This window comes from Sphingomonas sp. SORGH_AS_0950, assembly GCF_030818415.1.
In the GTDB taxonomy this organism is placed as follows: Bacteria; Pseudomonadota; Alphaproteobacteria; order Sphingomonadales; family Sphingomonadaceae; genus Sphingomonas.
The window spans coordinates 2,407,055-2,433,976 of record NZ_JAUTAE010000001.1 but is presented as its reverse complement, the minus strand read 5'-3'; the positions used below and the strand labels follow the sequence as shown (position 1 = coordinate 2,433,976).

Annotated in this window: 30 protein-coding genes and 1 tRNA gene; 13 read left to right on the top strand and 18 right to left on the bottom strand. The window is 69.0% G+C overall.

Going from position 1 to position 26,922, the window contains the following annotated elements; translation table 11 throughout:
- The first annotated feature begins 50 nt into the window (after positions 1–50).
- The 3 genes from QE385_RS10685 to QE385_RS10675 are packed head-to-tail and all read left to right on the top strand — an operon-like array spanning position 51 to position 1,734.
- Complete coding sequence (locus tag QE385_RS10685) at positions 51–641, top strand: SCO family protein (RefSeq protein WP_307101641.1); 591 nt, start codon at positions 51–53, stop codon at positions 639–641.
- Positions 641–1,069, top strand: a complete 429-nt coding sequence (locus QE385_RS10680; protein WP_309691131.1) for a YcgN family cysteine cluster protein — start codon at positions 641–643, stop codon at positions 1,067–1,069. Before QE385_RS10685 ends, QE385_RS10680 begins: the two co-directional genes overlap by 1 nt.
- Complete coding sequence (locus tag QE385_RS10675; RefSeq protein ID WP_307101637.1) at positions 1,066–1,734, top strand: M48 family metallopeptidase; 669 nt, start codon at positions 1,066–1,068, stop codon at positions 1,732–1,734. Before QE385_RS10680 ends, QE385_RS10675 begins: the two co-directional genes overlap by 4 nt.
- On the opposite strand, the gene QE385_RS10670 is transcribed toward QE385_RS10675, so the two are convergent.
- Positions 1,710–3,920: a transglycosylase domain-containing protein gene (locus tag QE385_RS10670; RefSeq protein ID WP_307101634.1), complete on the bottom strand. Its 2,211-nt coding sequence runs from the start codon at positions 3,918–3,920 to the stop codon at positions 1,710–1,712. The genes QE385_RS10675 and QE385_RS10670 overlap by 25 nt on opposite strands.
- A gap of 204 nt (positions 3,921–4,124) precedes the next feature.
- Here QE385_RS10670 and QE385_RS10665 point away from each other — a divergent pair, with 204 nt between their 5' ends.
- Positions 4,125–4,715 (top strand): PilZ domain-containing protein, encoded by a 591-nt coding sequence (locus QE385_RS10665; protein WP_307101633.1) that lies wholly within the window; start codon positions 4,125–4,127, stop codon positions 4,713–4,715.
- A 314-nt stretch (positions 4,716–5,029) separates the two neighbouring features.
- Here the strand turns inward: QE385_RS10665 and QE385_RS10660 are convergent.
- Positions 5,030–5,116 (bottom strand) — tRNA-Leu (locus QE385_RS10660).
- Positions 5,117–5,251: 135 nt separating this feature from the next.
- On the opposite strand from QE385_RS10660, the gene QE385_RS10655 reads away from it, so the two are divergent.
- Positions 5,252–6,643: an MATE family efflux transporter gene (locus QE385_RS10655; protein WP_307101630.1), complete on the top strand. Its 1,392-nt coding sequence runs from the start codon at positions 5,252–5,254 to the stop codon at positions 6,641–6,643.
- Positions 6,644–6,681: 38 nt separating this feature from the next.
- On the opposite strand, the gene QE385_RS10650 is transcribed toward QE385_RS10655, so the two are convergent.
- On the bottom strand, positions 6,682–7,416 hold the full coding sequence (locus QE385_RS10650) for an MJ0042-type zinc finger domain-containing protein (RefSeq protein WP_307101628.1): 735 nt from the start codon (positions 7,414–7,416) through the stop codon (positions 6,682–6,684).
- A gap of 155 nt (positions 7,417–7,571) precedes the next feature.
- Between QE385_RS10650 and ftsE the strand changes: the two genes are divergently transcribed.
- The 4 genes from ftsE to QE385_RS10630 all read left to right on the top strand — a co-directional run bounded on the left by ftsE (position 7,572) and on the right by QE385_RS10630 (position 10,440).
- Entirely contained in the window at positions 7,572–8,309 is a 738-nt protein-coding gene (gene ftsE, locus QE385_RS10645) for a cell division ATP-binding protein FtsE (protein WP_307101626.1), read from the top strand.
- Positions 8,310–8,471: 162 nt separating this feature from the next.
- Positions 8,472–9,200: an ABC transporter permease gene (locus QE385_RS10640; RefSeq protein ID WP_307101624.1), complete on the top strand. Its 729-nt coding sequence runs from the start codon at positions 8,472–8,474 to the stop codon at positions 9,198–9,200.
- Positions 9,197–9,733: a YdcF family protein gene (locus QE385_RS10635; RefSeq protein ID WP_307101622.1), complete on the top strand. Its 537-nt coding sequence runs from the start codon at positions 9,197–9,199 to the stop codon at positions 9,731–9,733. Before QE385_RS10640 ends, QE385_RS10635 begins: the two co-directional genes overlap by 4 nt.
- Positions 9,730–10,440: a 1-acyl-sn-glycerol-3-phosphate acyltransferase gene (locus tag QE385_RS10630; protein ID WP_307101621.1), complete on the top strand. Its 711-nt coding sequence runs from the start codon at positions 9,730–9,732 to the stop codon at positions 10,438–10,440. The genes QE385_RS10635 and QE385_RS10630 overlap by 4 nt, the downstream gene beginning before the upstream one ends.
- 100 nt (positions 10,441–10,540) lie before the next feature.
- Here QE385_RS10630 and QE385_RS10625 read toward each other — a convergent pair whose 3' ends face one another.
- Together QE385_RS10625 and hisC are read right to left on the bottom strand one after the other, a co-directional pair.
- Complete coding sequence (locus tag QE385_RS10625) at positions 10,541–11,452, bottom strand: prephenate/arogenate dehydrogenase family protein (RefSeq protein WP_307101619.1); 912 nt, start codon at positions 11,450–11,452, stop codon at positions 10,541–10,543.
- Positions 11,452–12,570 (bottom strand): histidinol-phosphate transaminase, encoded by a 1,119-nt coding sequence (hisC, locus tag QE385_RS10620; protein WP_307101617.1) that lies wholly within the window; start codon positions 12,568–12,570, stop codon positions 11,452–11,454. The genes QE385_RS10625 and hisC overlap by 1 nt, the downstream gene beginning before the upstream one ends.
- Before the next feature lie 64 nt (positions 12,571–12,634).
- Here hisC and QE385_RS10615 point away from each other — a divergent pair, with 64 nt between their 5' ends.
- The 3 genes from QE385_RS10615 to QE385_RS10605 all read left to right on the top strand — a co-directional run bounded on the left by QE385_RS10615 (position 12,635) and on the right by QE385_RS10605 (position 14,854).
- The gene (locus QE385_RS10615; protein WP_307101615.1) at positions 12,635–13,795 is read left to right on the top strand and encodes a homoserine O-acetyltransferase; all 1,161 of its coding nucleotides are present in this window, start codon (positions 12,635–12,637) and stop codon (positions 13,793–13,795) included.
- A complete protein-coding gene (gene metW, locus QE385_RS10610) occupies positions 13,792–14,388 on the top strand; it encodes a methionine biosynthesis protein MetW (RefSeq protein WP_307101613.1) in 597 nt (198 codons plus the stop codon). The genes QE385_RS10615 and metW overlap by 4 nt, the downstream gene beginning before the upstream one ends.
- 73 nt (positions 14,389–14,461) lie before the next feature.
- A complete protein-coding gene (locus QE385_RS10605; protein WP_307101610.1) occupies positions 14,462–14,854 on the top strand; it encodes a response regulator in 393 nt (130 codons plus the stop codon).
- An 80-nt stretch (positions 14,855–14,934) separates the two neighbouring features.
- Here QE385_RS10605 and QE385_RS10600 read toward each other — a convergent pair whose 3' ends face one another.
- The 6 genes from QE385_RS10600 to QE385_RS10575 all read right to left on the bottom strand — a co-directional run bounded on the left by QE385_RS10600 (position 14,935) and on the right by QE385_RS10575 (position 21,157).
- Entirely contained in the window at positions 14,935–16,458 is a 1,524-nt protein-coding gene (locus QE385_RS10600) for a sensor histidine kinase (RefSeq protein ID WP_307101608.1), read from the bottom strand.
- A 91-nt stretch (positions 16,459–16,549) separates the two neighbouring features.
- Positions 16,550–17,146, bottom strand: coding sequence for a single-stranded DNA-binding protein (ssb, locus tag QE385_RS10595; protein WP_307101606.1), 597 nt, complete (start codon positions 17,144–17,146; stop codon positions 16,550–16,552).
- 21 nt (positions 17,147–17,167) lie between these two features.
- Complete coding sequence (locus QE385_RS10590; protein ID WP_307101604.1) at positions 17,168–19,027, bottom strand: ferrous iron transporter B; 1,860 nt, start codon at positions 19,025–19,027, stop codon at positions 17,168–17,170.
- A 23-nt stretch (positions 19,028–19,050) separates the two neighbouring features.
- Entirely contained in the window at positions 19,051–19,302 is a 252-nt protein-coding gene (locus QE385_RS10585) for a ferrous iron transport protein A (RefSeq protein ID WP_373424655.1), read from the bottom strand.
- A gap of 203 nt (positions 19,303–19,505) precedes the next feature.
- Complete coding sequence (locus QE385_RS10580; protein WP_307101603.1) at positions 19,506–20,180, bottom strand: COQ9 family protein; 675 nt, start codon at positions 20,178–20,180, stop codon at positions 19,506–19,508.
- Positions 20,177–21,157 carry a DMT family transporter gene (locus tag QE385_RS10575; RefSeq protein WP_307101602.1) on the bottom strand — a complete coding sequence of 327 codons (981 nt, stop codon included), beginning with the start codon at positions 21,155–21,157 and terminating at the stop codon, positions 20,177–20,179. Before QE385_RS10575 ends, QE385_RS10580 begins: the two co-directional genes overlap by 4 nt.
- Positions 21,158–21,222: 65 nt before the next feature.
- Between QE385_RS10575 and QE385_RS10570 the strand changes: the two genes are divergently transcribed.
- Complete coding sequence (locus QE385_RS10570) at positions 21,223–22,317, top strand: alkene reductase (protein WP_307101601.1); 1,095 nt, start codon at positions 21,223–21,225, stop codon at positions 22,315–22,317.
- A gap of 78 nt (positions 22,318–22,395) precedes the next feature.
- Here the strand turns inward: QE385_RS10570 and QE385_RS10565 are convergent, their stop codons facing one another.
- From QE385_RS10565 to QE385_RS10535, 7 genes are read right to left on the bottom strand one after another with little or no spacing between them, the layout of a single operon-like run.
- Complete coding sequence (locus QE385_RS10565; RefSeq protein ID WP_307101599.1) at positions 22,396–22,821, bottom strand: hypothetical protein; 426 nt, start codon at positions 22,819–22,821, stop codon at positions 22,396–22,398.
- Positions 22,818–23,366: a GNAT family N-acetyltransferase gene (locus QE385_RS10560; protein ID WP_307101597.1), complete on the bottom strand. Its 549-nt coding sequence runs from the start codon at positions 23,364–23,366 to the stop codon at positions 22,818–22,820. The genes QE385_RS10565 and QE385_RS10560 overlap by 4 nt, the downstream gene beginning before the upstream one ends.
- Positions 23,363–23,782 carry a 6,7-dimethyl-8-ribityllumazine synthase gene (gene ribH, locus QE385_RS10555; RefSeq protein WP_307101595.1) on the bottom strand — a complete coding sequence of 140 codons (420 nt, stop codon included), beginning with the start codon at positions 23,780–23,782 and terminating at the stop codon, positions 23,363–23,365. The genes QE385_RS10560 and ribH overlap by 4 nt, the downstream gene beginning before the upstream one ends.
- A complete protein-coding gene (gene ribB, locus QE385_RS10550) occupies positions 23,782–24,933 on the bottom strand; it encodes a 3,4-dihydroxy-2-butanone-4-phosphate synthase (RefSeq protein WP_307101592.1) in 1,152 nt (383 codons plus the stop codon). The genes ribH and ribB overlap by 1 nt, the downstream gene beginning before the upstream one ends.
- On the bottom strand, positions 24,923–25,525 hold the full coding sequence (locus tag QE385_RS10545) for a riboflavin synthase (protein WP_307101590.1): 603 nt from the start codon (positions 25,523–25,525) through the stop codon (positions 24,923–24,925). Before QE385_RS10545 ends, ribB begins: the two co-directional genes overlap by 11 nt.
- 1 nt (position 25,526) lies before the next feature.
- Complete coding sequence (gene ribD, locus QE385_RS10540; protein ID WP_307104675.1) at positions 25,527–26,468, bottom strand: bifunctional diaminohydroxyphosphoribosylaminopyrimidine deaminase/5-amino-6-(5-phosphoribosylamino)uracil reductase RibD; 942 nt, start codon at positions 26,466–26,468, stop codon at positions 25,527–25,529.
- Positions 26,469–26,482: 14 nt separating this feature from the next.
- Positions 26,483–26,830 (bottom strand): hypothetical protein, encoded by a 348-nt coding sequence (locus QE385_RS10535; protein WP_307101588.1) that lies wholly within the window; start codon positions 26,828–26,830, stop codon positions 26,483–26,485.
- Positions 26,831–26,922 lie beyond the last annotated feature (92 nt).

Here is a 26,922-nt window from a genome sequence, read left to right as displayed (position 1 = left end):
TGGAGCATGGCTTGCAACCGGCGATTTATCACAGCAAGGCTGTCGGCGTCATGACCCGATTATATCTGTCCCTGCTGGTTCCGCTGGCCGTCGCGCTGGCCGGGTGCGGCGCGTCCGATCCCCAGGCGCAACCCCCGCTGGCGGGGGCGCGGATCGGCGGCCCGTTCCGGCTGGTCGATGCCACCGGCAAGACCGTCACCGATCGCGACTTCGCCGGGCGCTACCGCATCGTCTATTTCGGCTACACCTTCTGCCCCGACATCTGCCCGACCGACATGCAGGCGATCGGCGCGGGGTTGAAGGCACTGGAGGCGAGCGCCCCCGCCAAGGCCGCGAAGATCGTGCCGATCTTCGTCACCGTCGATCCCGAGCGCGACACGCCCGCCATCGTCGGCCGCTTCGCCACGACCTTCCACCCGCGCTTCGTCGGGCTGACCGGCACCCCGTCGCAGGTCGATGCGGCGCGCAAGGCCTATGCCGTCTGGGCGCAGAAGGGCGCGCCGTCGGCCGGTGGCGGCTATCTCGTCAACCATAGCAACCAGGCCTATCTGATGGACCCGGACGGCAAGCCGATGGCGCTGTTGCCGTCGGACCAGGGGCCGCAGGCGGTCGCCGCCACGCTCGACCAATGGGTGCGCTGATGGAGCGTTTCTGGGAAAAGCCGATCGAAAGCCTCGACCGCGCCCAGTGGGAGGCGCTGTGCGACGGCTGCGGCAAATGCTGCATCCACAAGCTGGAGGACGAGGAGACGGGCGAGCTGGTGCCGACCAACGTTGCCTGCCGCCTGCTCGACCGGCGCAGCGGGCAATGTTCCAACTATCGCCACCGCCGCGCCTTTGTCAGCGAGTGCGTGCGGCTGACCATGGGCAATGTCCGCTCGATCGACTGGCTTCCCTCGACCTGCGCCTATCGCCTGCGCGCGGCGGGCGAGGCGCTGCCCGAATGGCATTATCTGGTCTGCGGCGACCGCGAGGCGGTGCACCGCGCCGGGCAATCGGTCCGCGGCTGGACGATCAGCGAGGACGATGCGGGCGATTTCGAGAATCATATCGTGGAGCGGGAATTGTGATCGACGAGGTGGTGCGTCACCCGACTGCCAAGCGCATCCGGCTGAGCGTCGATCCCGCCACCGGCACCGCGCGGCTGGTGGTGCCCAAGCGTGCGCCGCTGAAGACCGCGCTGGCCTGGGCCGAGGAAAAGAAGGACTGGATCGCCGACCAGCGCGCGCGCCTGCCCGAACCGCGCCCCTTCGTCCCCGGCGCGCTGATCCCGTTCGGCGACACGGTGCTGACCCTGGCCTGGGAGCCTGGCAGCCGCCGGGTGATCCAGTGCGAGCATGATCGCCTGTCCGCCTCCGGCCCGATCGAGACGCTGAATCGCCGGGTCGAGACCTGGCTGAAACGGCAGGCGCTGGAAACGCTATCGCGCGAGACGGCGGAGATCGCGCGGACCGCAGGCGTCGCGGTATCGCGGGTCAGCGTCGCCGATCCCAAGGCGCGCTGGGGCAGCTGCGCCTCGTCGGGGGCGATCCGCTATAGCTGGCGGCTGATCCTGGCCCCGGCCTTTGTCCGCCGCGCGACGGTGGCGCATGAGGTCGCGCACCGGGTCCATATGAACCACGCCCCCGCCTTCCACGCGCTGGTCGCCGAACTGCTGGGGGCCGATCCCGCGCCCGCCACCGCCTGGCTGCGGCAGCATGGCGCGGGGCTTCACTGGTACGGCCGGTCGTCCTGACGGTCCTGACGGTCGCGCGCTGACGGACGCGGCGGGGGAGCGGCGGCGCGGGGATCGCGCGCCGCGCCTGCGCCGCCGCGTCCGGTCACCCGGTCGATCCACGCCTGATCCAGCCGCTGCTGCGGCACCACCGGTGCGGGCGCCTGCGGCGTGGTCGTGCCGGGCACGGGTTGCTGGAGCGGCTGCGGCGGCGTGGCGGGATCGCGACGGGTCGGGATCTCCATCGTCTCGTCACCCGGCTGCGACTCGCCCGGAACGGGGGCGGGCAGCGGGTTGCCGTCGGCATCGACCCCGGCCGTGCCATTGTCGGGCTGGCCGAAATAGCTCTCCTCGTCAGGCTCCAGCTGCCATTCGGGCAGCGTGACCTGGGTGTCGAACTGCTCGATCGGGCGATCGGCGACCGCGACCTTCATATAGTCGGCAAAGGCCTTGGCGGGCGCGGCGCCGCCATGCAGGCCCGCCACCGGCTTGGCATTGTCGCGGCCCATCCACACGCCGGTGGTGATCCCGCTGGAGAAGCCCAGGAACCAGCCGTCCTTCAGGCTGGTCGTCGTGCCCGTCTTGCCCGCGACCGGCCGCCCGATCTGCGCGGCGCGGCCGGTGCCGGTGTTGACCGTGGTCTGGAGCAGGTCGGTCATCTCGGCGGCGATATAGGGGGCGACCAGCACATGGCTGCGGTCGACCTCATGGGTATAGATGGTCTGGCCGTTCGCCACGACCTTGGTGATGCCATAGGGCGTCACCTTCACCCCCTTGTTCGCGATGCTGGCAAAGGCGCTGGTCATGTCGATCACCCGCACTTCCGAAGTGCCGAGCACCATCGAGGGGTGGGTGTTGACCGGCGTGGTGATGCCGAAGCGGCGCGCCATGTCAGCGACCGTCTGGAAGCCCACTTCCTGCCCCAGCTTCGCCGCGACGGTGTTGAGCGAATAGGCAAAGGCGGTGCGCAGGCTGACGCTGCCCGAATTGCGGCGCGAATCGTTGCGGGGGCTCCAGCCGTCGATGGTGACCGGTTCGTCGACGACCTGGTCCTCGGGCTTGTGACCCGCCTCCAGCGCGGCGAGATAGACGAACAGCTTGAACGCCGAACCCGGCTGGCGGACCGCCGTCACCGCGCGGTTATAGTTGGTGGAGACATAATCCTTGCCCCCCACCATTGCGCGCACCGCGCCGTCGCGGTCCAGGCTGACCAGCGCGCCCTGAGTCCCCTCGGGCGCGTTGGCGCGGATCGCCGCGTCGGCCGCCCGCTGCATGTTGAGGTCGAGCGTGGTCCACACGTCGAGCGGCGCGGTCTGCTCGTCGATCAGCAGGTCGAGCTGGGGCAGCGCCCAGTCGGTGAAGTAGCGGACCGAATTCTGCCTGGGCTCGGGCGCCAGCTTCAGCGTCTGCGGGTCGGCATTCGCGGCCTGGTCGGCGGTGATGAAGCCGTTGCGCTTCATCTGGTCGATCACCACGCCCGCGCGGCCGACCGCGGCGGCGGCATCGGCGGTCGGCGAATAGTTGGAGGGCGCCTTGACCAGCCCGGCGATCACCGCCGCCTCGGACAGGCTCAGATGGTCCGCGCCGTGCCCGAAGAATTTCCGGCTGGCCGCGTCGATGCCATAGGCGCCGCCGCCATAATAGACCTTGTTCAGATACAGCTCGAGGATCTGATCCTTCGAGAATTTCAGCTCCATCGCCAGCGCCAGGATCGCCTCGCGGAACTTGCGCCCGAACTTCTTCTGGTTGTTCAGGAAGATGGTGCGCGTGATCTGCTGGGTGATGGTCGAGCCGCCCTGTTTCCAGCGTCCCTTTTCCAGCCGGACCTCGACCGAGCGGGCGATGCCGATCGGATCGACGCCGGGATGCTGCCGGAAACGGCGATCCTCGACCGCGATCGTCGCGTCGCGCATGACCTCGGGAATCCGGTCATAGGGCAGCCATTCGCCATAGCTCGGCCCGAGCGACACGATCACCGTGCCGTCGGCGGCATGGACGCGGATCATCTGGCCGTTGGGCGAGGATTTCAGTTCGTCGAAGCTGGGCAGTTGCGACTTGGCGACGAACACCGCGATCGCCAGCGCGCCGACCGCCAGCACGGCCAGGCCGATCAGGATCTGCAGGGTTACGACGATCCGGCGCCGCCAGGGAGAGCGGGGCTTGGACGAGCGGGGCCGGGGGGACCGGGAAGACGACGCGCGAGGCATGGGACGGATCGCGAATTACAGGGCTTTGAACATGACCACAAGCCGCCGATGCCCGATGGTGGCTTGCGCGCCGCTGAACGCCCCGGCCGAAGGCGTCGCGTCGATGTGGTTCGGCCTGAAATGCCGGTCTTAATTTTTTATACCGCTTCCGGTAGTAGGGCGGGATGGCCATCCTCGGGGGAGAAGGTGGCGGAAAGGACGACGATGGAACAGGTCGAGCAGCAGCAGGGCGCGACCGCCGAACGGCGGGTGGGCAAGCGGCATTCGGCCGTCCTCCTCCTGGGCAAGCTGTGCGGCGAGGTGCCCGGCGTGTGTCTGGTCCATAATATCTCCACCCATGGCCTGATGGCGCGGTTCGTCGATCCGCCGCAGGTCGGCGACTCGATCTGTGTCGAGGTGCGCGGGCTGGCCCCGGCGCGCGGCACGGTCCGCTGGGTGCGCGGCAAGAAGGCGGGCGTCCAGTTCGATTCGCCCCAGCCCTATGAGCAGATCTTCTCGACCGAAAATGCCGACGGCACGATCCCGCGCCCGCCGCGCTTTCCGGTGACGCTGACCGCCGATGTCCGGTTGGGCGACCGCAAGTTCGCCGCCGAGATGGTCGACGTGTCGGCGGGCGGCGCCAAGCTGGCCGCCGCGCATCCGGTCCAGCCGGGGCTGGCGGGGCAGATCATCCTGCGGCCGATGGGCACGCCGATCTTCGGCACGATCTGCTGGGTGAAGGAGGGCCGTTTCGGCTTCCGCTTCGTCTCGCCGCTGCCCATCGACACGCTCGCGGCGATCGTCGCGCGGCGCTGAGCCGCGTCGGGCCTTCGGCCGGCCAACATTCGGTATTGCTTCTTCTTCCCCTCTCCCCTGGACAGGGGAAGAAGCTTGCCAGCTTGCTGGCTAGCGCAGCTTGAGCGAGCCCAAAGGCTCGCGCGCTCGCCAAGCGAGCGCCCACCCCTCACCCAGCTCCGACTAAGCCTTTGCTTTCGCAAAGGCCAAGTCTGCGCAACCCTCTCCCCTCTGCGAGGGGCGAGGGGAGGAAAGGGATCGCTGAATGGCGATCGACCCTGGGGTGCTTCGGATGGGGGTGAGGGCGTCGACCGATCGGGACGCCTGGGAAAATCTGGTGCGGTCGAGAAGACTCGAACTTCCACGGCCTTTCGGCCACAACGACCTCAACGTTGCGCGTCTACCAATTCCGCCACGACCGCACTCGATAGTCACCACCGGCAAGCCGGAGGGCTGGTAGGCGGGTGCCCCTAGCAAAGCGCCGGGGACTGCGCAATGGCCTTTTTGGCGGGATGCGGTGCTATCGCGCGACATTCATCGCGAATAGGGGAGGGACCATGACGCTTTTCCCCCGCCACGCCCCGATCCTCGACCGTGACGAGGTGCGTCGCCTGCTGGCGCTGGGCTGGCCGGTGATGCTGACCAGCCTCAACTGGACGATCCTGCACGTCACCGACGTGATCGTCGTCGGCCGGGACGGCGAGCATGAGGTGGCGGCGCTCTCGGCCAGCCGGTCGCTGACCTATGTCGCGATCGTCACCGGGCTGGCCTGGCTGTCGGGCGTGCTGGTGCGTGCGTCGCGGGCCGATGGCGCGGGGGACCTGCCCGCCACCGGCCAGGCGCTGCGCGACGGGCTGGTGCTGGGTGTCGTGCTGGGCGTCGCGGCGATGCTGATCCTGGGGCTGGGCGGTGCGGCGCTGCTGCGCGGGATCGGCGTGGCGCCGGGGCTGGTCGTACCCGGCGCGCGGGTCGTGACGGTGATGGCCCTGGGCTATCCGTTCCAGATGGTGCTGATCGCCGCCAGCTTCTTCCTGGAGGGGATCAGCCGGCCGCGCCGCGTGACGATGGTCAATCTGTCGATCCTGCCGATCAACGCGCTGCTCGCCTGGGGGCTGGCGGGTGGTGAGATGGGACTACCCGCGCTGGGGGCGGTCGGGGCGGCGCTGGCCACCGTGATCGCCTCGGCATTGGGAGCGGTCGCGATGGTCGCGAGCGCGGTGACGCTGCCGCGCGGTGCGGCGCGTGGCGTGCGGCGGCTGGACCGGGCCGCCTGGGCCCCCACGCTGGCGGGGGCGGTGGAACTGGCGCGATTCGGCTTCGTCCCCGCCATCGCCTCGGGGCTGGAGCTGGCGGGGTTCGCCATCCTGATCGCGCTGTCGACCCGGCTGGGCGATGCGACCGCGCATAGCTTCCAGATCGTCTTCTCGCTCCACAATGTCACCTTCGCGCTGGCGCTCGGACTGGGATCGGCGGCGGGGGTGCGCGCGGGCAATGCGGTGGGCGAGGGGGCGGCATGGGCCGCGGTCCCGCGCACGCTGGTCGCGGTCGGGCTCGCCGCGCTGGCCATGGGGGCGTGCGGCCTGGCGCTGTCGCTCTGGCCCGGTGCGGTCGTCGGGCTGTTCCCGGCCTTGCCCGAGGCGAAAGCGGTGGCGGTGGCGATGCTGGTGATCTGGGCGCCCTTCATCCTGTTCGACGGGATGCAGGTGGTGCTGGTCTATGCGCTGCGTTCGCTGGGCGACCAGGTGGCGGCGGGGATCAACAGCATCATCGCCTATTTCATCGTCACCGGCGGGGTCGGCTGGTGGCTGGTCGACGCCGGATGGGGCGCCCCGGCGCTCGCCTGGGCGTCGGGCGCGGGGATGCTGGTCGCCGCCGTCCTGCACGGATCGCGCTTCGCGATCGTCGCGCAGCGGTTGCGGGCATCGCATGGCATTCTTCGCTCAGGCTGAACGGAGCGAAGTCGAAGGCCACGCGGACACGTCGGCAATCAGTTCGCCGGGTTGGCCTCGCCCGCAAAGCTCAGGTCCAGCCGCTTGGAACTGGGCGGCACGTCGAGCTTGGCCGAGTTGAAGTCCATCGACGCGCCGGGGCCCAGCGTCCGCTGCTGCGGCGCGATCGCCCAGGAAAAGACGACGCGACCCTGCGCATCCTTCAACTCGGCACGCAGGTCGGGAACCCGCTGCGCGCCCGAGGACGGGTTGATGATCTGCCCCGAAATGGCGAACAGTTCCGACCCGTTCTCCAGCTCGCGCCGCTCGATCGGGTTGGAGCGCAGCTCCAGCGGCGATTCGGTGGTGCCGAACCCCAGCCAGCCGCCGATGCCCGGCATGCCGGTCCACAGGATCGCCGCCGTCGCCGCTAGCAGCGCCAGGCACGCGGCGACCGCGCCGATCGTCCAGCGACGCACCGGATTGCGCCGCGCGCGAAAGGGCGGGCGGTGCGCGAAGGCGTCGAATTCGGGCTCGTCCGCCTTCAGGATCGGCGGCGCGGGTGGCGGAGCGATGACGGGCGGCGGCGGGGGCGGCGGTTCGGCGACCGGCTCCTCGGCCCTGTCGCGTTCCACCGCAACGTCCGGCTCCGGCGCGGCGACCTCGTCGGGATCGGGCGGCGACTGGAACCAGCTGTGCCGGCAATTGGCGCAGCGCACGGTGCGCCCCTCCAGCCCGATCGCGCTGTCGGGCACCAGATAGCGGGTGCGGCATTCAGGGCATTCGAGGATCATGCGGAACGGCACTTCAACGGATGGAAAGGGTCGGTGGACGGGACCATCCGGTTCAGGTCCCCATGAAAGGCCAGTAAGCACGCCGCCCATGGCCGTGGCAAGCTTGAAGCGTGGAACTTGAAGCGCGCGGCGGGCCATGCCAAGGCCATGCGGGCATGGCGAACATCGTCCAGTTCGAGAATGTCGGCTTGCGCTACGGCGCCGGGGAGGAGACCCTGTGCGACGTCAGCTTCGCGTTGCGACCGGGGCAATTCTATTTCCTGACCGGCGCGAGCGGCGCGGGCAAGACCTCGCTGCTGCGCCTTCTCTATCTGTCGCAGCGGCCCAGCCGGGGCATCATCCGGCTGTTCGGCGAGGATGCGGTGATCCTGCCGCGCGACCGGCTGCCCGGCTTTCGGCGGCGGATCGGGGTGGTGTTCCAGGACTTCCGGCTGATCGCGCATCTCAGCGCCGCCGACAATATCGCGCTGCCCCTGCGCGTCGCGGGCATGGCCGAACCGGAGATTGCGCGCGCGGTGCGCGAGATGCTGGCCTGGATCGGGCTGTCCGAACGCGCGGGCGCCCGCCCCGCCACGCTGTCGGGCGGCGAGCAGCAGCGGGTGGCGATCGCCCGCGCGGTGATCGCGCGCCCCGAATTGCTGGTCGCCGACGAGCCGACGGGCAATGTCGATCCGGTCATGGCCGAGCGGCTGCTCCATCTTTTCCACTCGCTCCACCGGCTGGGGACGACGGTGGTGATGGCGACGCATGACTGGCATCTGATGGACCGGGTGCCGGATGCGCAGCATATGCATCTGGAGCGCGGGCGGCTGGTCGACCCGACCGTTCCGCCCGAGCCCGCCCCCCCGCCGCCCGAGCCGCGCCGCTCGACGATCGTGCGGAGCGGGCTGTGACGCGGGCGCGGGGGCGCGGGGGCGCGGAGGCGCGGGCGCTGGACGATGTCGGCGGCGCGCATGTCATGAGCTGGGTCATCGCGATCATGCTGTTCCTGACCCTGCTGGCGGGCGCGGCGGGGCTGGCGACGGCGCGCGCGGCGGGGTCGCTCCGACCGCCAGATGGCGGGGCGGCTGACCGTGCAGATCGTCGAGGGCGAGGCCGGACGCCGCGATGCCGCCGCCGCGCGCGTGCTGGCGGTGCTGCGCCGGCTGCCCGATGTCGCGCGCGCGACGCCGGTGCCGCAGGCCGAACTCGCGCGGATGCTGCAACCCTGGCTGGGCACCGATGCCGAGGCGGCGGGGCTGCCCGTGCCCGCGCTGATCGATGTCGACCTGACCAGCGACGATTCGGGCGCGGTCGCCCGCGTCGGGGCCGCGGTGACGCGGGCCAGCCCGGCGGCGCGGGTGGATGCGCATGCGACCTGGCTGGGGCCGGTCGGGCGGCTGCTCGACACCGCCGCCTGGCTGGCCGGGGCGATCATCCTGCTGATGCTGGGGGCGACCACGGCGGTCGTCATGCTGGCGGCGCGCGCTGGGCTGGAGGCGCATCGCGGCACGATCGAGGTCATCCATATGCTGGGCGCGACCGATCGGCAGGTCGCGCGGCTGTTCCAGCGGCGGATCGCGCTGGACGCGGGGATCGGCGCGGCCGTGGGCGGCATCGCGGCGGCGGGGGCGATCCTGCTGATCGCGCGACAGGTCGGCGCGCTCGAATCCGAATTGCTCGGCAATTTGCGGCTGGGGGCGGGGGATATGGGGATGCTGGTCCTGCTGCCCTTCGCCTTCGTCCTGCTGGCGGTGGTGGCGGCGCGCGCGGCGGTGCTGGCGCAGATGCGGCGGATGCTGTGATGGTGCGACTGATCGGACTGGCGGCGCTGAGCTGGTGCCTGGGTTTCGCGGCCTTCATGCTGACCCTGCCGCACCCGCTGGCGCACAACACCACCGATGCGATCGTGGTGCCGACCGGCGGGCCGGGGCGCATCGATCGCGGCATCGCGCTGCTCCAGGCGCACCAGGCCAAGCGGATGCTGGTCACCGGGGTCGCGCCCGGCGTGCGGCCGATCGACCTGGCGCGCACCTATCGCACCTCGCCCGCACTCTTTGCCTGCTGCATCGATCTGGGGGGCGAGGCGGTCGACACGCGCTCCAATGCCGAGGAAACGGCGAACTGGGTGCGCGCCCATGGCTATCGCACGGTGCGGCTCGTCACCTCCGATTGGCATCTGCCGCGCGCCCGGATGGAGCTGACCGCGGCGCTGGGCAAACAGGTGCTGGTGCTGGGCGACGGCGTGCCGTCGGAGCCCCGGCTGGGCACGCTGGTCAATGAATATAACAAGCTGATCCTGCGACGGATCGCGCTTTGGACGGGGATTGGCGCGTGATTCTTCTTCGCAACATCGTGTTCGTGGCGATCTTCTATCCGCTGTCGGCGATCATGGCGCTGCTGTCGCCGGTCATCGCGCTGAGCGGGCGGCGCGCGGTGATCCACTGGGCGACGAGCTGGACCCGGCTCCACCGGATCTGCACCCGCTATCTGCTGGGCATCCGCGTGGTGGTGGAGGGGACGCGGCCGACGACGCCGGCGCTCTATCCGGCCAAGCATCAGGCGATGTTCGAGACGATGGAGCTGCAACGCATCCTGGGCGCGCCCGCCATGGTCCTGAAGCGCGAGCTGGCCAATATCCCCATCTGGGGCTGGGCGGTGCGCAAGTACGGCGCGATCGTGGTCGACCGCAATGCTTCGGCCAGGGCGATGCGCGGCATGATGCGCGACGCCAAGGTGGCGGTGGAGCAGGGCCGCGCGATCATGATCTTTCCCGAAGGTACGCGGGTGAAGCCCGGCGAGACGCCGCCGCTCAAGCCCGGTTTCGCGGGGCTCTACCGGATGCTGGGCCTGCCGGTGGTGCCGGTGGCGACCGATTCGGGGCTGGTCTGGCCGCGCAAGGGCCTGAAGCGGCCGGGGGTGGTGACGCTGCGCTTCGGCGAGGTGATCCCGCCGGGCCTGCCGCGCGCCGAGGCGGAGGCGCGGGTCCATGCGGCGATGAATGCGCTGGAATCCTCCCCGGCACGGGGAGGTGGCAGGGCGTAAGCCCTGACGGAGGGGGGCTTCCGCAAGGTGTGTCCCCTGTGGCGATCCCCCTCCACCATGGCTATCGCCATGGTCCCCCTCCCCGTGCCGGGGAGGATCGTCAGCCCTCGTGGCTCCGCCCGAAATCCTCGCGCGCGTCGTCCTGGCCCTGATCGATGATCGAGCGGCGGATGGCGCGGGTGCGGCTGAACAGGTCGAACAGCTCGTCCCCCTTGCCCCAGCGGATCGCGCGCTGAAGCTGGCTCAAATCCTCGGAGAAGCGCTGGAGCATTTCCAGCACCGCTTCGCGATTGGTCAGGAACACGTCGCGCCACATGGTCGGGTCCGATGCGGCGATGCGGGTGAAGTCGCGGAAGCCACCGGCCGAATATTTGATGACCTCGGACTGGGTCACTTCCTCCAGGTCGCTGGCGGTGCCGACGATCGTATAGGCGATCAGGTGCGGCAAATGGCTGGTGACGGCCAGCACCCGGTCGTGATGGTCGGGTGCCATCTGCTCGACATCGGCGCCCAGCCTTCGCCAGAATTCGGCCACCCGCTCGACCGCCAGCGCGTCCGCGCCCTCGGGCGGGGTGACGATGCACCAGCGTTTCTGGAACAGGGTGGCGAAGCCCGCCTCCGGCCCGCTGCGCTCGGTGCCCGCGACCGGATGCGCCGGGATGATGGTGGCACCGGGCAGCGCCTCGCTCAGCGCGGCCAGCACCGAAGCCTTGCAGCTGCCCACGTCGGAGACGATCGCCTCGGCGGGCAGGTCGTCGGCGAATTCGGCCGCCACCGCGCCCATCGCGCCGACCGGCACGCACAGGATCACCAGATCGGCGTCGATCACGCTCGCGCCCGCCGTGTCGGCGACGTCATCGGCCAGGTCGAGCGCGCGCACCGTCTCGCGCACCTGCGGGTCGGCATCATAGGCGGTGATCCGCGCGGTCGGCATCGCCTTGCGCACCGCGCGCGCGACCGAGGAGCCGATCAGGCCGAGCCCGATGATGGTGATCCGCGCAAAGGGCAGCATCAGGCCCCCTTTGCCTCGGACTCGACCATCTGGCGCAGCGCGGCGACGACGCCCTTCACCTCGTCCTCGGTGCCGATGGTGATGCGCAGGGCCTGGCCCAGCCCCTGGCCCGGCAGCCAGCGGACGATGTACCCGGCGTCCATCAGCCCGTGATAGGCGCGCTCGGCGGTCAGCGGCCCTTCGAACAGCACCAGCGAGAAATTGGCGTGCGACGGCACGCAGCGCAGCCCCCCATTGCCCAGCGCCGCGATCTGCGCCTCGAACCAGGCCAGCCACGTCGCATTGTGCGCGCGCGACGACTCGACGAAGGCGCGGTCGCGGATCGCCTCGATCGCGGCATTCTGTCCGGCGATCGTCACGTTGAACGGCGCGCGGATGCGGTGCAGCGCGTCGATGATCGGGGCGGCGGCATAGCCCCAGCCGATCCGCTCGGCGGCCAGGCCGTGGATTTTGGAAAAGGTGCGCGAGACCAGCACGTTCGGCGCGCGCTCGGCCAGCGCCAGCCCACCATCGTCCTCGCCCTCGGCCAGATATTCGGCATAGGCCTGGTCGAGCACCAGCAGGACATGCGGGGGCAGCCCGGCATGGAGCCGCGCAATCTCGTCCGCGCCCGCATAGGTGCCGGTCGGATTGTTGGGATTGGCGACGAAGACGAGCTTGGTCTTTTCGGTCACCGCCGCCAGGATCGCGTCGACATCGGTGGCATAGTCATGGTCGGCGACCACCACCGGCTCCGCGCCCACCCGCCGGGTCGCGATCTCATAGACCGCAAAGCCGTAGCGGACATGGATGACCTCGTCCCCCGGTCCGGCGAACGCGCCCGCCGCCAAATGCAGGATCTCGTCCGAGCCGGTGCCATAGATGATTCGCGCCGGATCCAGCCCATGGACCTCGCCGATCGCCTGGCGCAGCGCGGTCGCGCCCGCGTCCGGGTAACGCTCCAGATGGTTGGCGGCGGCGGCGAAGGCGGCGCGCGCCTTGTCGCTGGTGCCCAGCGGATTTTCGTTGGACGACAGTTTGACGACCTTGCGACCGTCATCGGTCGTCGCGCGGCCGGGGACGTAAGGCGCGATCGCCTTGACCCAGGAGATCGGTTCGGGGGCGGTAAGCTCGGTCATGGCGAACGCCATAGCGGCCATGGCCTTGCGTTGCCAAGCATCGCGGCCTAGCGGAGAGGGCTCCATGGCCGCTTCCGTTTCCGCTTCTCCCCCCAGCGACGACCGGCGTTTCGGTCTGTCGCGCCATGTCGTGCTGCCGGGGCCGCTGCGGCTCGACGGCGGCGGCCTCTTGTCGCCGGTCGAGATCGGCTATGAAACCTATGGCACGCTGAATGCCGAGGGGTCGAATGCGATCCTGATCTGCCATGCGCTGACCGGCGACCAGCATGTCGCCTCGCCCCATCCCCGCACCGGCAAGCCAGGCTGGTGGACCCGGCTGGTGGGCGAGGGCAAGCCGATCGACCCGGCCCGGCACTTCATCATCTGTTCCAACGTCATCGGCAGCTGCATGGGGTCGTCGGGCCCCGCGACGATCGACCCCTCCACCGCCGAGCCCTGGGGGATGCGCTTCCCGGTCCTCACCATCCGCGACATGGTGCGCGCGCAGGCCATGCTGCTCGACCATCTGGGCGTCGGACAGCTGAAGGCGGTGGTCGGCGGGTCGATGGGCGGGATGCAGGCGATCAGCTGGGCCGCGACCTGCCCCGACCGCGTCCGCGCCTGCGTCATGGTCGCCTCGACCGCCAGGCATTCGGCGCAGAATATCGCCTTTCACGAGGTCGGGCGCCAGGCGATCATGGCCGACCCGAAATGGCGCGGCGGCGCCTATTATGAGGCGAACGACCCTCCCGCCGCCGGGCTGGCGGTGGCGCGGATGGCGGCGCACATCACCTATCTGTCCGAGGCGGGGCTGACCGAGAAGTTCGGGCGCCGCCTCCAGGCGCGGCCCGACCGGCCGGACGGGGCCAAGAGCTTCGGCTTCGACGCCGATTTCCAGGTCGAAAGCTATTTGCGGCACCAGGGGCTGGCGTTCGTCGACCGGTTCGATGCCAATTCCTATCTCTACATCACCCGCGCGCTCGACTATTTCGATCTGGCCGAGGAGCATGGCGGGCTGCTCGCCAACGCCTTTCGGGGGACGAGGACGCGCTTCTGCATCGTCAGCTTCGACACCGACTGGCTCTATCCCACCGCCGAGTCGCGTGCCGTGGTCCAGGCGCTGAACGCAGCGGGCGCGGCGGCGAGCTTCGTCGAGCTGTCCAGCCCCTATGGCCATGACGCCTTCCTGCTCGAAGCGCCCGAGATGAACCGGGTGATCGACGGCTTCCTGCGGGCCGAGCCATGACCGACACGACGTTGCGCCCCGATCTGGCGATCATCGCGAACCATGTCGCGCGCGGCGCGCGCGTGCTGGATGTCGGATGCGGCGACGGGCAGCTGATGGCGGCGCTGCGCGACCGGGCGGCGGTCGACGGGCGCGGGCTGGAGATCGATCCCGCCAATGTCGCCGCCGCCGTCGCGCGCGGGCTGGCGGTGGTGCAGGGTGACGCCGATGTCGATCTGGCGGGCTATCCCGACAAGGGCTTCGACTATGCGATCCTCAGCCAGACGCTGCAGACCGCGCGCGCGCCCGACCAGGTGCTCGACCATCTGTTGCGGATCGGCAAGCGCGCCTTCGTCTCCTTTCCCAATTTCGCGCATTGGCGGGTGCGGCTGTCGCTGCTGTGGGGCGGGCGGATGCCGGTAACGGGGCTGTTGCCCGAACAATGGTATGACACCCCCAACATCCACCATGTGACGATCGACGATTTCCGCGCCTTCGTCCGCGAACGGCGGATCACCGTGGAGGGCAGCTGGTTCCTCTCGCGCGGCCGTCCGACCAGCGCGGCGGCGGCGAACTTCCGGGCCGAGCATGCCGTATTTCTGTTACGGCGCTGACGACAATATCGTATCCATTTCGGAACTTTATCTGGATCAAGGCTGTTGTGCGGGAAAGTGACGGGATTTTGACATGAGCCGAACCGCGCTGATCGTGGAAGACGAGATATTCGTGGCTCTTGATCTGGAGCGCATCCTGACCGACGCTGGTTACCACGTGGCCGGCATAGCGGCAGATAGCCGCACCGCCATGGAGACCGCACCCGGCTGCGCCTTCGCCTTTGTCGACGTGAACCTGCGCGACGGCGCGACCGGCCCCGAGATCGCGCGCCGGATCGCCGCCGATTACGGGGTGAAGGTCGTCTTCGTCACCGCCAACCCTTCGCAGATCGATGCCGGTGTCGAGGCGTTGGGCTATATTCGCAAGCCGTTCAGCGAACGCGCGATCCTGGCGGCGGCGGCCATGGCGACCGGCGGACAGGCCGAGGCGCGCGAGGAGGTCATTCCGCTGGGGATGGTCGGCTGACCAGGCCGGTCTGACGATCAGGGGGCTGCCGCGACCAGGGTCGGGCAGCCCTTTTGCCGTAAACGGCACGGCCCCGTCCCCTACGGACGGCGAAAGGAGGCCAGCGGCACCCGGATCGTGACGACCAGCCCGGTCGGGTTCCAGTCGCGTTCGACCTCGCCACCTAGCTGGCGCACCGCCGACAGCTCGACCAGCTGCGACCCGAAGCCCGCATGGACCGGCGCGGCCTCCAGCACCGGGCCGTCGCGCTCGATCCAGCAGATCTGCACCATGTCGCCCTGCCGCTGGACCTGAAGGTCGACCATGCCTGTCATCACCGACAGCGCGCCATATTTGGCGGCGTTGGTCGCCAGTTCGTGGAACAGCAGCGCCAGCGGCGTCGCCGACCGGTCGTCGACCAGCACATCGTCGCCCGACACGCGGATGCGCGTCTCGCTCCGGCCACGATAGGGCTCGAACAGATCGTCCAGCAGGCCGTGGAGCGAATCCTGCCGCGATCGGGGGCGCGACTGTTCGCTGTGCGGCCGGACGAAGTCATGCGCGCGGCCCAGTGCAGTGATCCGGTCACGCAGGTCGCTGGCGATGCCCGCAAAGCCCGGATGGCTGCGCGCGGCGAAACCGATCAGGCCGGAGATCACCGCGAAGATGTTCTTGATCCGGTGGCTGAGTTCCTGGCTGACGATCTCGCGTTCCTCGAGCGCCAGCTTCTGTTCGTGAATATCGGTGCAGGTGCCGAACCAGCGGGTGATCTGCCCCTGGGCGTCGCGGATCGGCAGCGCGCGACCCAGCACCCAGCGATAGGTGCCGTCCCGGTGCCGGAGCCGATATTCGATCTGATAGGGCTCGCCGGTGGCCAGGCTGTGCTGCCACCGCGCCCGCGCCCGGTCCTGATCCTCGGGATGGAACACGCCGCTCCATGCCGCGCCATCGGTCGATCCGTCGGGCATGCCGGTGAAATCGTACCAGCGGGCATTGTAATAATCGTGATAGCCGTCGGGCAGCGTCGACCACACCATTTGCGGCATGGTGTCGGCCAGGGTGCGGAAGCGCCGCTCGCTGTCGGCGATGCGCGCGTCCGATTCCTCGACCGTTTGGAGATGTTCGCGCTGCGCCCGGCGATCCTGCAACCGGCCCATCACGGCGGTCGCCAGTATTTCCAGTCCGCGCCGCTGGAAATCGGTCAGGCCCTGTGGACGCGGCTCGGGCGAGATGACGCAGATCGCGCCCAGCGGCACGCCTTCGTGCGACAGCAGCCGCGCACCGGCATAGAAACGGATATGGGGGGCGCCGACCACCAGCGAGAAACCGGCGAACCGCGCATCCTCGCGCGCGTCGGGGACCACCGTCACCGGATCGGCGGCCATCATCGCCTGGGCGCAAAAGGACGTGTCGCGCCCCGTTTGCGGCTGGTCGAAGCCGACCGCCGCCAGAAACTGCTGGTGGTCGGCTTCGACCAGACTGACCAGCGCCACGGGGGTATCGCACAACTCGGCGGCAAAGGCGGCCAGATCGTCCAGCCCACCGCTTTCGCGATAGCCGGCGAGGTCATAGGCCCCGATCACTTCGGTGCGCTGCGTCTCCGTACAGGCCAGGGGATGGAGCATTCGGGTCTCGCCATCCTCCTGGGCCGTGAACGCGCTGGTCCTAAACTCCTGTTCGTCCATTCCTCGCACCGTGGCTCATGGACGCGACCGATCAGAACGGCACGTCGTCATCCAGATCGTCGGCAAAGCCGCCGCCCTGTCCGAACCCACCACGATTGCCGCCGTTCCCGCCGCCCTGATTGCCAGAGGCGCCGCCGCGCGCACCGCCGCCATAGCCGCCGCCCGACGAACCGCCGCCAAAGCCGCTCGACCCGCCACCGAAGTCGCCGCCGCCGAAATCATCGCCACCGCCGAAGTCGCTGCCGCCACGGCCGCCGCCGCCGCCCTGACCGCCGCCGGGGCCGTCGAGCATGGTCAGCACCGAATTGAAGCCCTGCAGCGTCACTTCGGTCGAGTAACGGTCGTTACCCTGCTGGTCCTGCCACTTGCGGGTGGTCAGCGCGCCTTCGATATAGACCTTCGAACCCTTGCGCAGGAAACGCTCGGCGACGTTGGCGAGGCCCTCGTTGAAGATCTTGACCGTGTGCCACTCGGTCTTTTCCTTGCGCTCGCCGCTGTTGCGGTCCTTCCACGATTCGGACGTGGCGATGCGCAGTTCGACCACCTTGCCGCCATTCTGGAAGGAGCGGCTCTCGGGATCGCGTCCCAGATTGCCGACGAGAATCACCTTGTTGACGCTGCCCGCCATGTATTCAGTCCCGTGCTTGGTTCAGAGGCCGGCGAAAACGGCCAGCCAATATGTGATGCCTGCCATCACATAGGCGGTGATGAACAAGTACGCCACCATGAAGGCGGGCCACTTCCAGCCATTGGTTTCCCTGCGCGTCACCGCGATGGTCGAGATGCACTGGGGCGCGAAGACGAACCACATCAGGAAGGCGAGCGCGGTGGGCAGCGACCAGTTGCGCTTCAGCTTCTCGGTCATCGCCTTCTGCCCGCCCTCATGCTCGGTATCGTCGATGGCATAGACGGTGCCGATGGCGGCCACCGCCACCTCGCGCGCCGCCATGGCCGGGACGAGGGCCAGCGCGATGTCGCGGTTGAAGCCGATCGGGCGGACCGCCACCTCGATGCCATTGGCGATGCGGCCCGCGATCGAATAGTCGACCGGCGAGATGCCCGACCCCTCGGGCGGCTTGGGGAAGGAGAGCAGCGCCCACAGGATCACGGTGGTCAGCGCGATGGTGGTGCCTGCCCGCTTCAGGAAGATCAGCGCGCGGCTCCACAGCCCCAGCAGCACGTCGCGGATATGCGGCCACTGATATTTGGGCATCTCCATCATGAAGCCCGAGGACGCGCCCTTGGTGACGGTGCGGCGCAGCAGCAGCGCGGCGACGAACGCGCCGACGATGCCCATCAGATACAGGCCCAGCAGCACCAGCCCCTGCAGCCCGACAAAGGGCAGCACCTGCCGGTCCGGGATGAACGCGCCGATGATGATGGTATAGACCGGCAACCGCGCCGAACAGGTCATCAGCGGCGCGATCAGGATGGTGGTCAGCCGGTCCTTCTCGTCATCGATCGTCCGCGTCGCCATGATGCCCGGCACCGCACAGGCGAAGGAGGACAGCAGCGGGATGAAGGCGCGGCCCGACAGCCCCACCTGCGCCATCAGCCGGTCCATCAGGAAGGCGGCGCGGACCATATAGCCGCTCGCCTCCAGCACCAGGATGAACAGGAACAGGATCAGGATCTGCGGCAGGAAGACGATGACCGCGCCGACACCGGCGATCAGGCCGTCGGTGATGAGGCTGCGCAACCAGCCTTCCGGCAAGGCGGCACCGACCTGTGCCTCCAGCCAGACGAAGCCCTGCTCGATCCAGCCTATGGGGGCTTCGGACCAGGCGAAGACCGCCTGGAACATGATGAAGAGCAGGCCGACCAGCAGGACGGGGCCGAAGATCGGATGCAGCGCGACCGAGTCGAGCATGTGCGTCCAGCGACGGGTCGGCGTCTCCGCGACGGTCGCGGCTGCGGCGATCTGGCGGGCGCGGCGTTGCAGCGTGACGATGTCGTCGATCCGGTCGGGGGCGGCGACGGCGTGCGCGCGTTCCTGCGTTACCAGCCGGTCGATCTCGGCCTTCAGCGTATCAAGCCCACGGCGGCGCACCGCCACGGTCGGGATCACCGTCACGCCCAGCTCGCGCGCCAGTATGTCGGCATCCAGCGTCAGGCCGTCGCGCTCGGCCAGATCGACCATGTTGAGCGCGACCACCACCGGCAGGCCCAGCGCGATCAGCTGCAATGCGAAGCGCAGGTGATTGTCGAGATTGGCGGCATCGACCACCACGACCAGCGCGTCGGGACGCCGCTCGCCCGCCTGCGACCCCATCACGACGTTGCGCGTGACCTGTTCGTCCAGGCTGCCGGGGTCCAGGCTATAGGCGCCGGGCAGGTCGACCAGTTCGATCGGGCGGCCATCGTCCAGGACGAGGCGGCCCGAATGCCGCTCGACGGTGACGCCGGGATAATTGCCGACCTTTTGCCGCGCGCCGGTGAGCGCGTTGAACAAGGCGCTTTTGCCGGCATTGGGATTGCCGACGAGCGCGACCAGCGGTGCGGCGTTCATCAGATCAGGCGAACCTCAAAAATTCAGGCGCCGGTCGCGACACGGATCGAGGCGGCGACCCGGCGACGCAGCGCCACCGTCATCCGGCCGATCCGGCAGGCGATGGGACCACCGCCCAGCGAGGCGCGGTGCAGCACCTCGACCCCCACGCCCTCGTCAAAGCCCAGTTCGCGCAGGCGGCGCGCCTCGGGCAGCGCCAGCTGGGTCCAGTCGATCGCGGCCACGGTCGCCGGTTGCCGCCGGGGAAGGGTTTCGAGACTGCTGAGCATCGCCATGGACGATACATAACCGCCATGCGATTGATTATCAATTACCCGTTGATGAAATGGGTGTTTGGTCGGGGGGCAGGCTTGAGGCGGGGTTCGGGGCGTGCACTTCGACTTCGCTCAGTGTGAACGGAGGTTTGGAAGCTTGGCACCCCCCACCTCCGTTCAGCCTGAGCGAAGTCGAAGGCCAAGGGAATCCCCCCCCCGACACATCACACCGCCGGATAGCGCAGCCGCCCGATAAAGCGCGACAGGCTGGGCATATTCTCGCCCCGCTTGGCGACGCCCGCCTTCCATTTCTCGAACCGCATGATCCCCTCGATCCGGCGGGCCAGGAAGGCGCGGGTGTCGGCATGATCCTCGCTATCGTCGTTCAGGAACACCGCGATGGTCGATCCATAGACCGCGAACAGCGTCGCGCGCTTGGTATAGTGGTTATAGTCGGTGGCGGTGTCGCCCGCCTGCGCCCAGATGGCATCCACCGTCCGCCAGCCGAGTCGCGCCCCGCTCGCGGCGTTTTGCGGCATGGCGAGGATCGTCAGCGCGCGGCGCAGCGCCTCGCGATTTGGGGCGACCGCCGCCAGCCGCGCCTCGACCAGCGCGGTGATGCGCTGGCGGATCTTCATCGCGGCGGCCTGTTCGGTGGGGACGGCCTCGATCATCGCCTGGTCGATCCGGGCGAACCAGGCGTCGATCATCGCGACCGCGCCGTCCTTGAAGGCGAGGCGGGCGATGTCGCGGTCGATACCCGCCGCATCCGCCGCCATGTCGCGCGCCTCGTCGCCCCATCCGTCGAACGCGGCATTGGACGCGATGCCCTCCGCCAGAGCGACGCGCACCTCGTCGAGAGTCAGGTCCTGAACATCGGTCATGGCAGCCTCGGTCATATGCGTTTCCCGTCGTTCCTATCGTCCGGCCGGGCAACCGCCCTGGCCGATCCACGCCGCACCAATACCAGAGCGGCCGCCACCATCGCCACACCCGCCAGATCGGGCAGCGCCAGCGTCTCGCCATAGACGATCCAGCCGATCGCCGTCGCCACCATCGGCTGGACCAGCAGCGCCAGGCCGACGACCAGCGGGCTCAGCAGCCCCAGCGCATAGATCATCAACCCCTGGCCGATGATCTGGCTCCCCAGCGCCAGCAGGATCAGCGGGCTCCAATGATCGGGCCATACCCGCTCGCCCAGCAGGACCGCGAAGACGAACAGCGGCACGATGCTGGCCATGGTCGACCAGGCGAGCGCGGGCATCGGCGGCATCGCGACCCGCACCCGCGACATCAGGATGAAATAGACCGCATAGAGCACCCCCGCGAGCACGCACAGCAGATCGCCGACCAGATGGCGCGGATCGACCTGATAGCTGCGCCCCATCAGCAATCCCGCCCCCGCCGCCGCCAGGATCAGCGCGATCCCCTGGCTCCGCGACGGCCAGGCGCGCGCGACCAGAAAGCCGTAGAGCGGGAAGATGAAGGTCGCCGAATTGCCGAACAGCGTGGCGTTGGCCATCGTCGTCTGGCGGATGCCGATATGCCAGGCGCCCAGATCGCCCGCAAAGGCGATGCCGCCGATCAGCAGCAGCCCCCAAAGCCCCGCCTGCGTCTTTCCCGGCATACGGGGGCGGGCAGGGCCGATCAGCGCGACCAGCGCCAGCACCGGCGCGGCCAGGGTGATGCGCCAGAAGGCGGAGGCGACCGGCCCGGTATCGGCCATCCGCACCAGCAGCGGGCCGAAGGCGAGCGCGACATTGGCCAGGATGACGGCGGCGAAGGCCAGCGGCGCGGGCGCATTGGTTCCGGACCGGTCCGACAGACGATCGCTTTCAGTCTGTTCACTTTTTCTTGCGGGGGCGGACACGGGCATGGGCTCTCTTAACGCCCTATCTGCGTTGCGTCAGGCCGGAAAGGCCGCAGAAGGATTGCATTTTGATGCCAACGCTGTTCGATCCCATCGATCTCGGGGCGATCCACGCCCCCAACCGTATTCTGATGGCGCCGCTCACCCGCGCCCGTGCCACCCGCCAGGCGGTGCCGACGCCGATCATGGCGCAATATTATGCCCAGCGCGCGAGCGCGGGCCTCATCATCTCCGAAGCGACCGGCATCAGCCGCGAAGGCCTGGGCTGGCCCTATGCGCCGGGCCTGTGGACCGACGAGCAGGTTGCGGCCTGGAAGCCGGTGACCGAGGCGGTGCACAAGGCGGGCGGCCGGATCGTCGCGCAGCTCTGGCATATGGGTCGCCAGGTGCACAGCTCGGTGACGGGGATGCAGCCGGTTTCTTCCTCCGCGACCCGGACCGAGGGGCAGGCGCATACCTTCGAGGGCAAGCAGGATTTCGAGACCGCCCGGCCGCTCGAACTGTCCGAGATTCCGCATCTGCTCGAGGATTATGAACATGCGACCCGCAATGCGCTGGCCGCCGGGTTCGACGGGGTGCAGATCCATGCCGCCAACGGCTATCTGATCGACGAATTCCTGCGCGACGGTGCGAACCATCGCGAGGACGAATATGGCGGCAGTCCGGAGAACCGCATCCGCCTGCTCCGCGAGATCACCGAGCGGGTGATCGCGGTTGCTGGCAAGGAGCGCGTCGGCGTCCGCCTGTCGCCCAATGGCGACAGCCAGGGCGTGGACGACAGCGATCCGGCCTCGGTCTTCGTGCCTGCGGCGAAAATGCTGTCGGACCTCGGCATCGCCTTCCTCGAACTGCGCGAGATCGGCCCGGACGGCACCTATGGCAGCACCGACGTGCCCAAGCTGTCGCCGCAGATCCGTCAGGTGTTCCAGGGTCCGCTGATCCTCAACAGCGATTTCGACAGCCGGGAAAAGGCGCAAGCCGCGCTCGATTCGGGTGTGGCGGACGGGATCGCGTTCGGCCGCACCTTCCTGGCCAATCCCGACCTGCCCGAACGGCTGCGCACCGATGCGCCGTTGAACGAGAGCGACATGAAGACCTGGTACAGCCAGGGGCCGGAGGGGTATATCGATTACCCCACGCTCGAAGAGACCGCACGGGCGGCGTGATGGACGAGGGCGGGGGGGGGGGCAATCCTCCCGCCCCCGCAGCATCCCTGCTCCGCTCAGCGCGAACGGAGGTGGGGGTTATTCGGACGAGTCCAGCCCGTCGAGAAAAACGGTCACCTGATCGCGCACCGTCTCGCGGGTCTTGGGATTGAACAGCAGCAGCGGCGCTCCCCAGACTATGGGAATGGCGAATGCCAGCCCCACCCAGATGACCACCAGCGCCACCAACCCGGCCCCGGCATAGCGCAGCTTCTGCATGGCATCCGAATCCAGAGTCAGCGTGCGCGGTCCCTTGGCGTCATAGAAGCTATCGGTCGCCCAGCTTCCCCCGCCATCGAAGCGCAACTTCTGCGGCAGCCGGAAGCGCGGTTTTCCCGCTATGGTGGCCGGACGTGGCGTTCCGGTCCTGCGCACAGGGGACGGCTTGCCGCCTTGCGTGTCGATCACCTCCAGCCGCCAGCCCCGCTCGACGACGCGAAAGCGGGTGGGCGGCATGTCGGTCATGCGGTGGCTGTACCCCGCCGGGCGCGCCACTGGTCGGCACTCTGGCCCCAGGCGTCCACCCGGAAACTCTCCAGCGGTGCGGGCAGCCGGACCGGCCCCTCATTCACCGCGCCCAGTCGCTGCGCCAGCTTGATCGAGCCCATATTCTCCGGGTCGATGGTGTGGATCACATGGTCCCAGCCCAGCACGTCGACCGCATAGTCGATCGCCGCGACCGCCGCCTCATGGGCATAGCCGCGCCCGGCGAATTCCCGCGCCACGCCCCAGGCCACTTCGCGCCCCGGCCAGCCCTCGGGCTGCCATGGCCCGATCCGCCCGACCCAGCGGCCGGTGTCGCGTTCGATCACCGAGAACATCGCGAAGCCGCGCACGCTCCACGCGCCGACCATGGTGCACAGGCTTCGCCACGCCGCGCCGCGCGCCTGCACGCCGCCCAGGAAGCGCATCGTGTCCTCCTCGGCATGAAAGGCCGCCCAGGCCTCGAAATCCTCCGCCGAGGGGAGCCGCAGGGTCAGCCGCTCGGTCTGGAGGACGGGCGACGTCACCCGAACCGACCCTTCAGCGCCAGCATGGCGAGCGCCGCCTTGGCCGCCTCGCCGCCCTTGTTCTTTTCGGTCGGCTTGGCGCGGGTCAGGGCCTGCGCCTCGTTCTCGGTGGTGATGATGCCGTTGCCGATCGGCAGCCCGTCCATGGTCAGCGCCATCAGGCCGCGCGCGCTCTCGTTCGACACGATCTCGAAATGATAGGTTTCGCCGCGGATCACCACGCCGATCGCGACGAAGGCGTCGTAGCGGCCCGTGTCCGCCGCCATCGCCACCGCGCCGGGAATCTCCAGCGCGCCGGGGACGGTGATCGTCTCATGGCTATGGCCAGCCTCCTCGATCGCGGCGCGCGCGCCCGACAGGAGCAGGTCGTTCAGATGCTCGTAGAAGCGTGCCTCGACGATCAACACATGCGCCATCAGGCGTCTCCCTCAAAATCTGCGATGCGACGTTCGCCGACGATCGACAGGCCATAGCCGTCGAGCCCGATCAGCGTGTGATGGGTGTTGGTCAGCAGCACCATGTCCTGCACGCCCATTTCGGCCAGGATCATCGCGCCGACGCCGTAATCGCGCAGTTCCTCCATGTCGATCTGCACTTCCTCGCCCGCTTTCAGGCGGACGGCGGTGGTGAAGGCGTCGGTGCGCGGGCGGTTGATGACGACGATCACGCCCGAGCCTTCCTCGGCGATCATCCGCATCGACTTGGCGAGCAGCGCGCCGCGCGACCCTGCCTCGCCGAACACATCGGCAAAGGGCGACAGGGCGTGCATCCGCACCAGCACGGGCTGGTCGGTATTGAGCTTGCCCTTGACCAGCGCCACCTGCTCGGTGCCCGTCGCCTTGTTGCGATAGGCGCGCGCGGTCCAGGTGCCGCCCCATTCGCTCTCGAACGTGGCTTCGGACTGCAATTCGACCAGATGGTCGTAGCGACGGCGATAGGCGATCAGGTCGCGGATCGTGCCGATCTTCAGGTTGTGGAGCTGCGCGAAGGAGACGAGGTCGTCCATCCGCGCCATCGTCCCGTCCTCGTTCATGATCTCGCAGATCACGCCCGAGGGGTTCAGCCCGGCAAGCCGCGCGACATCGACCGCCGCCTCGGTATGCCCGGCGCGCACCAGCACGCCGCCGTCGCGCGCGACCAGCGGGAAGACATGGCCCGGCGTCACCAGCGACTCAGGGCCTTGGCTCGCGTCGATCGCCACGGCGATGGTCCGCGCGCGGTCGGCGGCGGAGATGCCGGTGGTCACGCCTTCCTTCGCCTCGATCGAGATGGTGAAGGCGGTTTCGTGCCGCGTCCCGTTCTTGGGGCTCATCAGCGGCAGGCCGAGCGTGTCGACCCGCTCGCGCGTCATCGCCAGGCAGATCAGCCCGCGCCCGTGCCGCGCCATGAAGTTGACCTTCTCGGGCGTCGCCATCTGCGCGGGGATGACCAGATCGCCTTCATTCTCGCGGTCCTCGTCATCGACCAGGATGAACATCCGGCCGTTGCGCGCCTCGTCGATGATCTCTTCGGGGCTGGAGAGGAACCCACGCCGCAGACCGGCCAAGGCGTCGGGATCAGCGGCCACGATAATGCTCCATGCGCTGCAGGTAACGGGCGAGCACGTCGATCTCGATATTGACGCGCTGGCCTTCGGCGATGCCGCCCAGGGTGGTGACGGCGGCGGTGTGCGGGATGATGTTCAGGCCGATGACCGTGCCGTCGGAGCCGTCCTCGACACTGTTGACGGTCAGCGAGACGCCGTCGACCGTCACCGATCCCTTGGTCGCCATGAAGGGGGCGAGGTCGGACGGAACGGTCACGAAGACGCGGTGCGATCCGCCTTCCTCCGCCACCGATACCACGGTGCCCACGCCGTCGACATGGCCGGTGACGATATGGCCGCCCAGTTCGTCGCCCAGTTTCATCGCGCGTTCCAGGTTCAGCCGCCGGCCGCGCGTCCACTGGTCGGCGGTGCGCCCGATCGTCTCGGCCGAGACGTCGACCGCGAACCAGTCGGGGCCCTTCTCGACCACGGTCAGGCAGACGCCCGAACAGGCGATCGACGCGCCCAGGTCGATGGTCGCCGTATCATAGGCGGTGGCGATGACGACTCGCGTGTCGCCGCGCGCCTCGACGGCGGTGACGGAGCCGATGTCGGTGACGATCCCGGTAAACATATCAGTCGCGCTCGTAGACCTCCAACCGGTCGCTGCCAAGCATCCGCGAGTCGGCCATGCGCCAGCGGCCATGCGCGTCGGCCAGCCGGGCCAGCCCGATCGCGCCGATCGCCGCGCGGCCCTCGCCGATCAGGATCGGTGCGCGGTACAGGAGCAGCCGGTCGACCAGATCGGCGGCGAGGAAGGCGGATGCGGTCTGCGCGCCCCCCTCGACCATCAGCCGGTCGACACCCGCCAGACCGGCGATGGCATGGGGGGAGGGGATGGTCTCCCAACCCGGCGCGGGCGTGCGCGACAACAGGATGCGGCGCGGACTGCGCGGCTCCAGGCCGGGCAGGCGGACGTCGAGCCGGGGCGAATCGGCCTCCAGCGTGCCGCGCCCGACCAGGATCGCCTCATGGCGGCTGCGTTCCAGATGGGTATGCGCACGCGCCTGCGGCCCGGTGATCCAGCGGCTCTCGCCATCGGGGCGGGCGATCCGGCCATCGAGCGAGGTGGCGAGCTTGAGCGTGACGAAGGGGCGGCGTTTCGCGCGGCGGGTCAGGAAGCCCGCGATCATGCCCCGTGCCTCCGCCTCGCGCACGCCCGTCGTGACGGCGATCCCGGCGGCGCGGGCGCGGGCAAAGCCGATTCCGTCGGTGCGCGGATCGGGGTCGCCCATCGCCGCCACGATCCGCGCGACTCCGGCGGCGATCAGCAGGTCGGTGCAGGCGGGGCCACGGGTCGAGACATGCGCGCAGGGCTCCAGCGTGACATAGGCCGTCGCGCCCCTTGCGGCCGCGCCCGCCTGTGCCAGCGCCATCGCCTCGGCATGGGGGCGGCCGCCCGGCTGGGTCCAGCCGCGCCCGACGACCTGCCCGTCGCGAACCAGCACGCAGCCGACATTGGGATTGGGCGCGGTCCGTCCGACACCGCGATCCGCCAGTGCCAGCGCCGCCCCCATCCAGCGATGATCGGTCAGATGCCCCACTTGTTCAGCGCGTCGTCGACCTTCTTGAACTCGGCCTGCCGCTGATCCCTGGCGGCCTTTTCCTCGGCGATCCGCTGTTTCTTCTTCACATAGTCGATCTTCTGCTGCGCCTTGATCTGCACATCGGTGCGGTCGGCGGGCCATTGTTCGACATAGATGATGTCGGGCTTGTACGGAACCGGCACATAATCGTCGCGCGCAAAGGCATAGATGAAGAAGCCGGTGATGCCGACCGCGATCATCAGGAAGACGAGTTCATAGGGATGCCGTTGCGACAGGAACAGGCGCAGGTCGCGAATGGCGCGGACGGGCGAGAAGCGGCCGAAGAACGACATGCGGGGGAAGATAGGCGTTGCGGGCCTGGGACGCCAGTGGGGACGGGGCGGTCTCGGTGAGACCCGTTGCCCTCCCCCATCCCCTCCCGCCT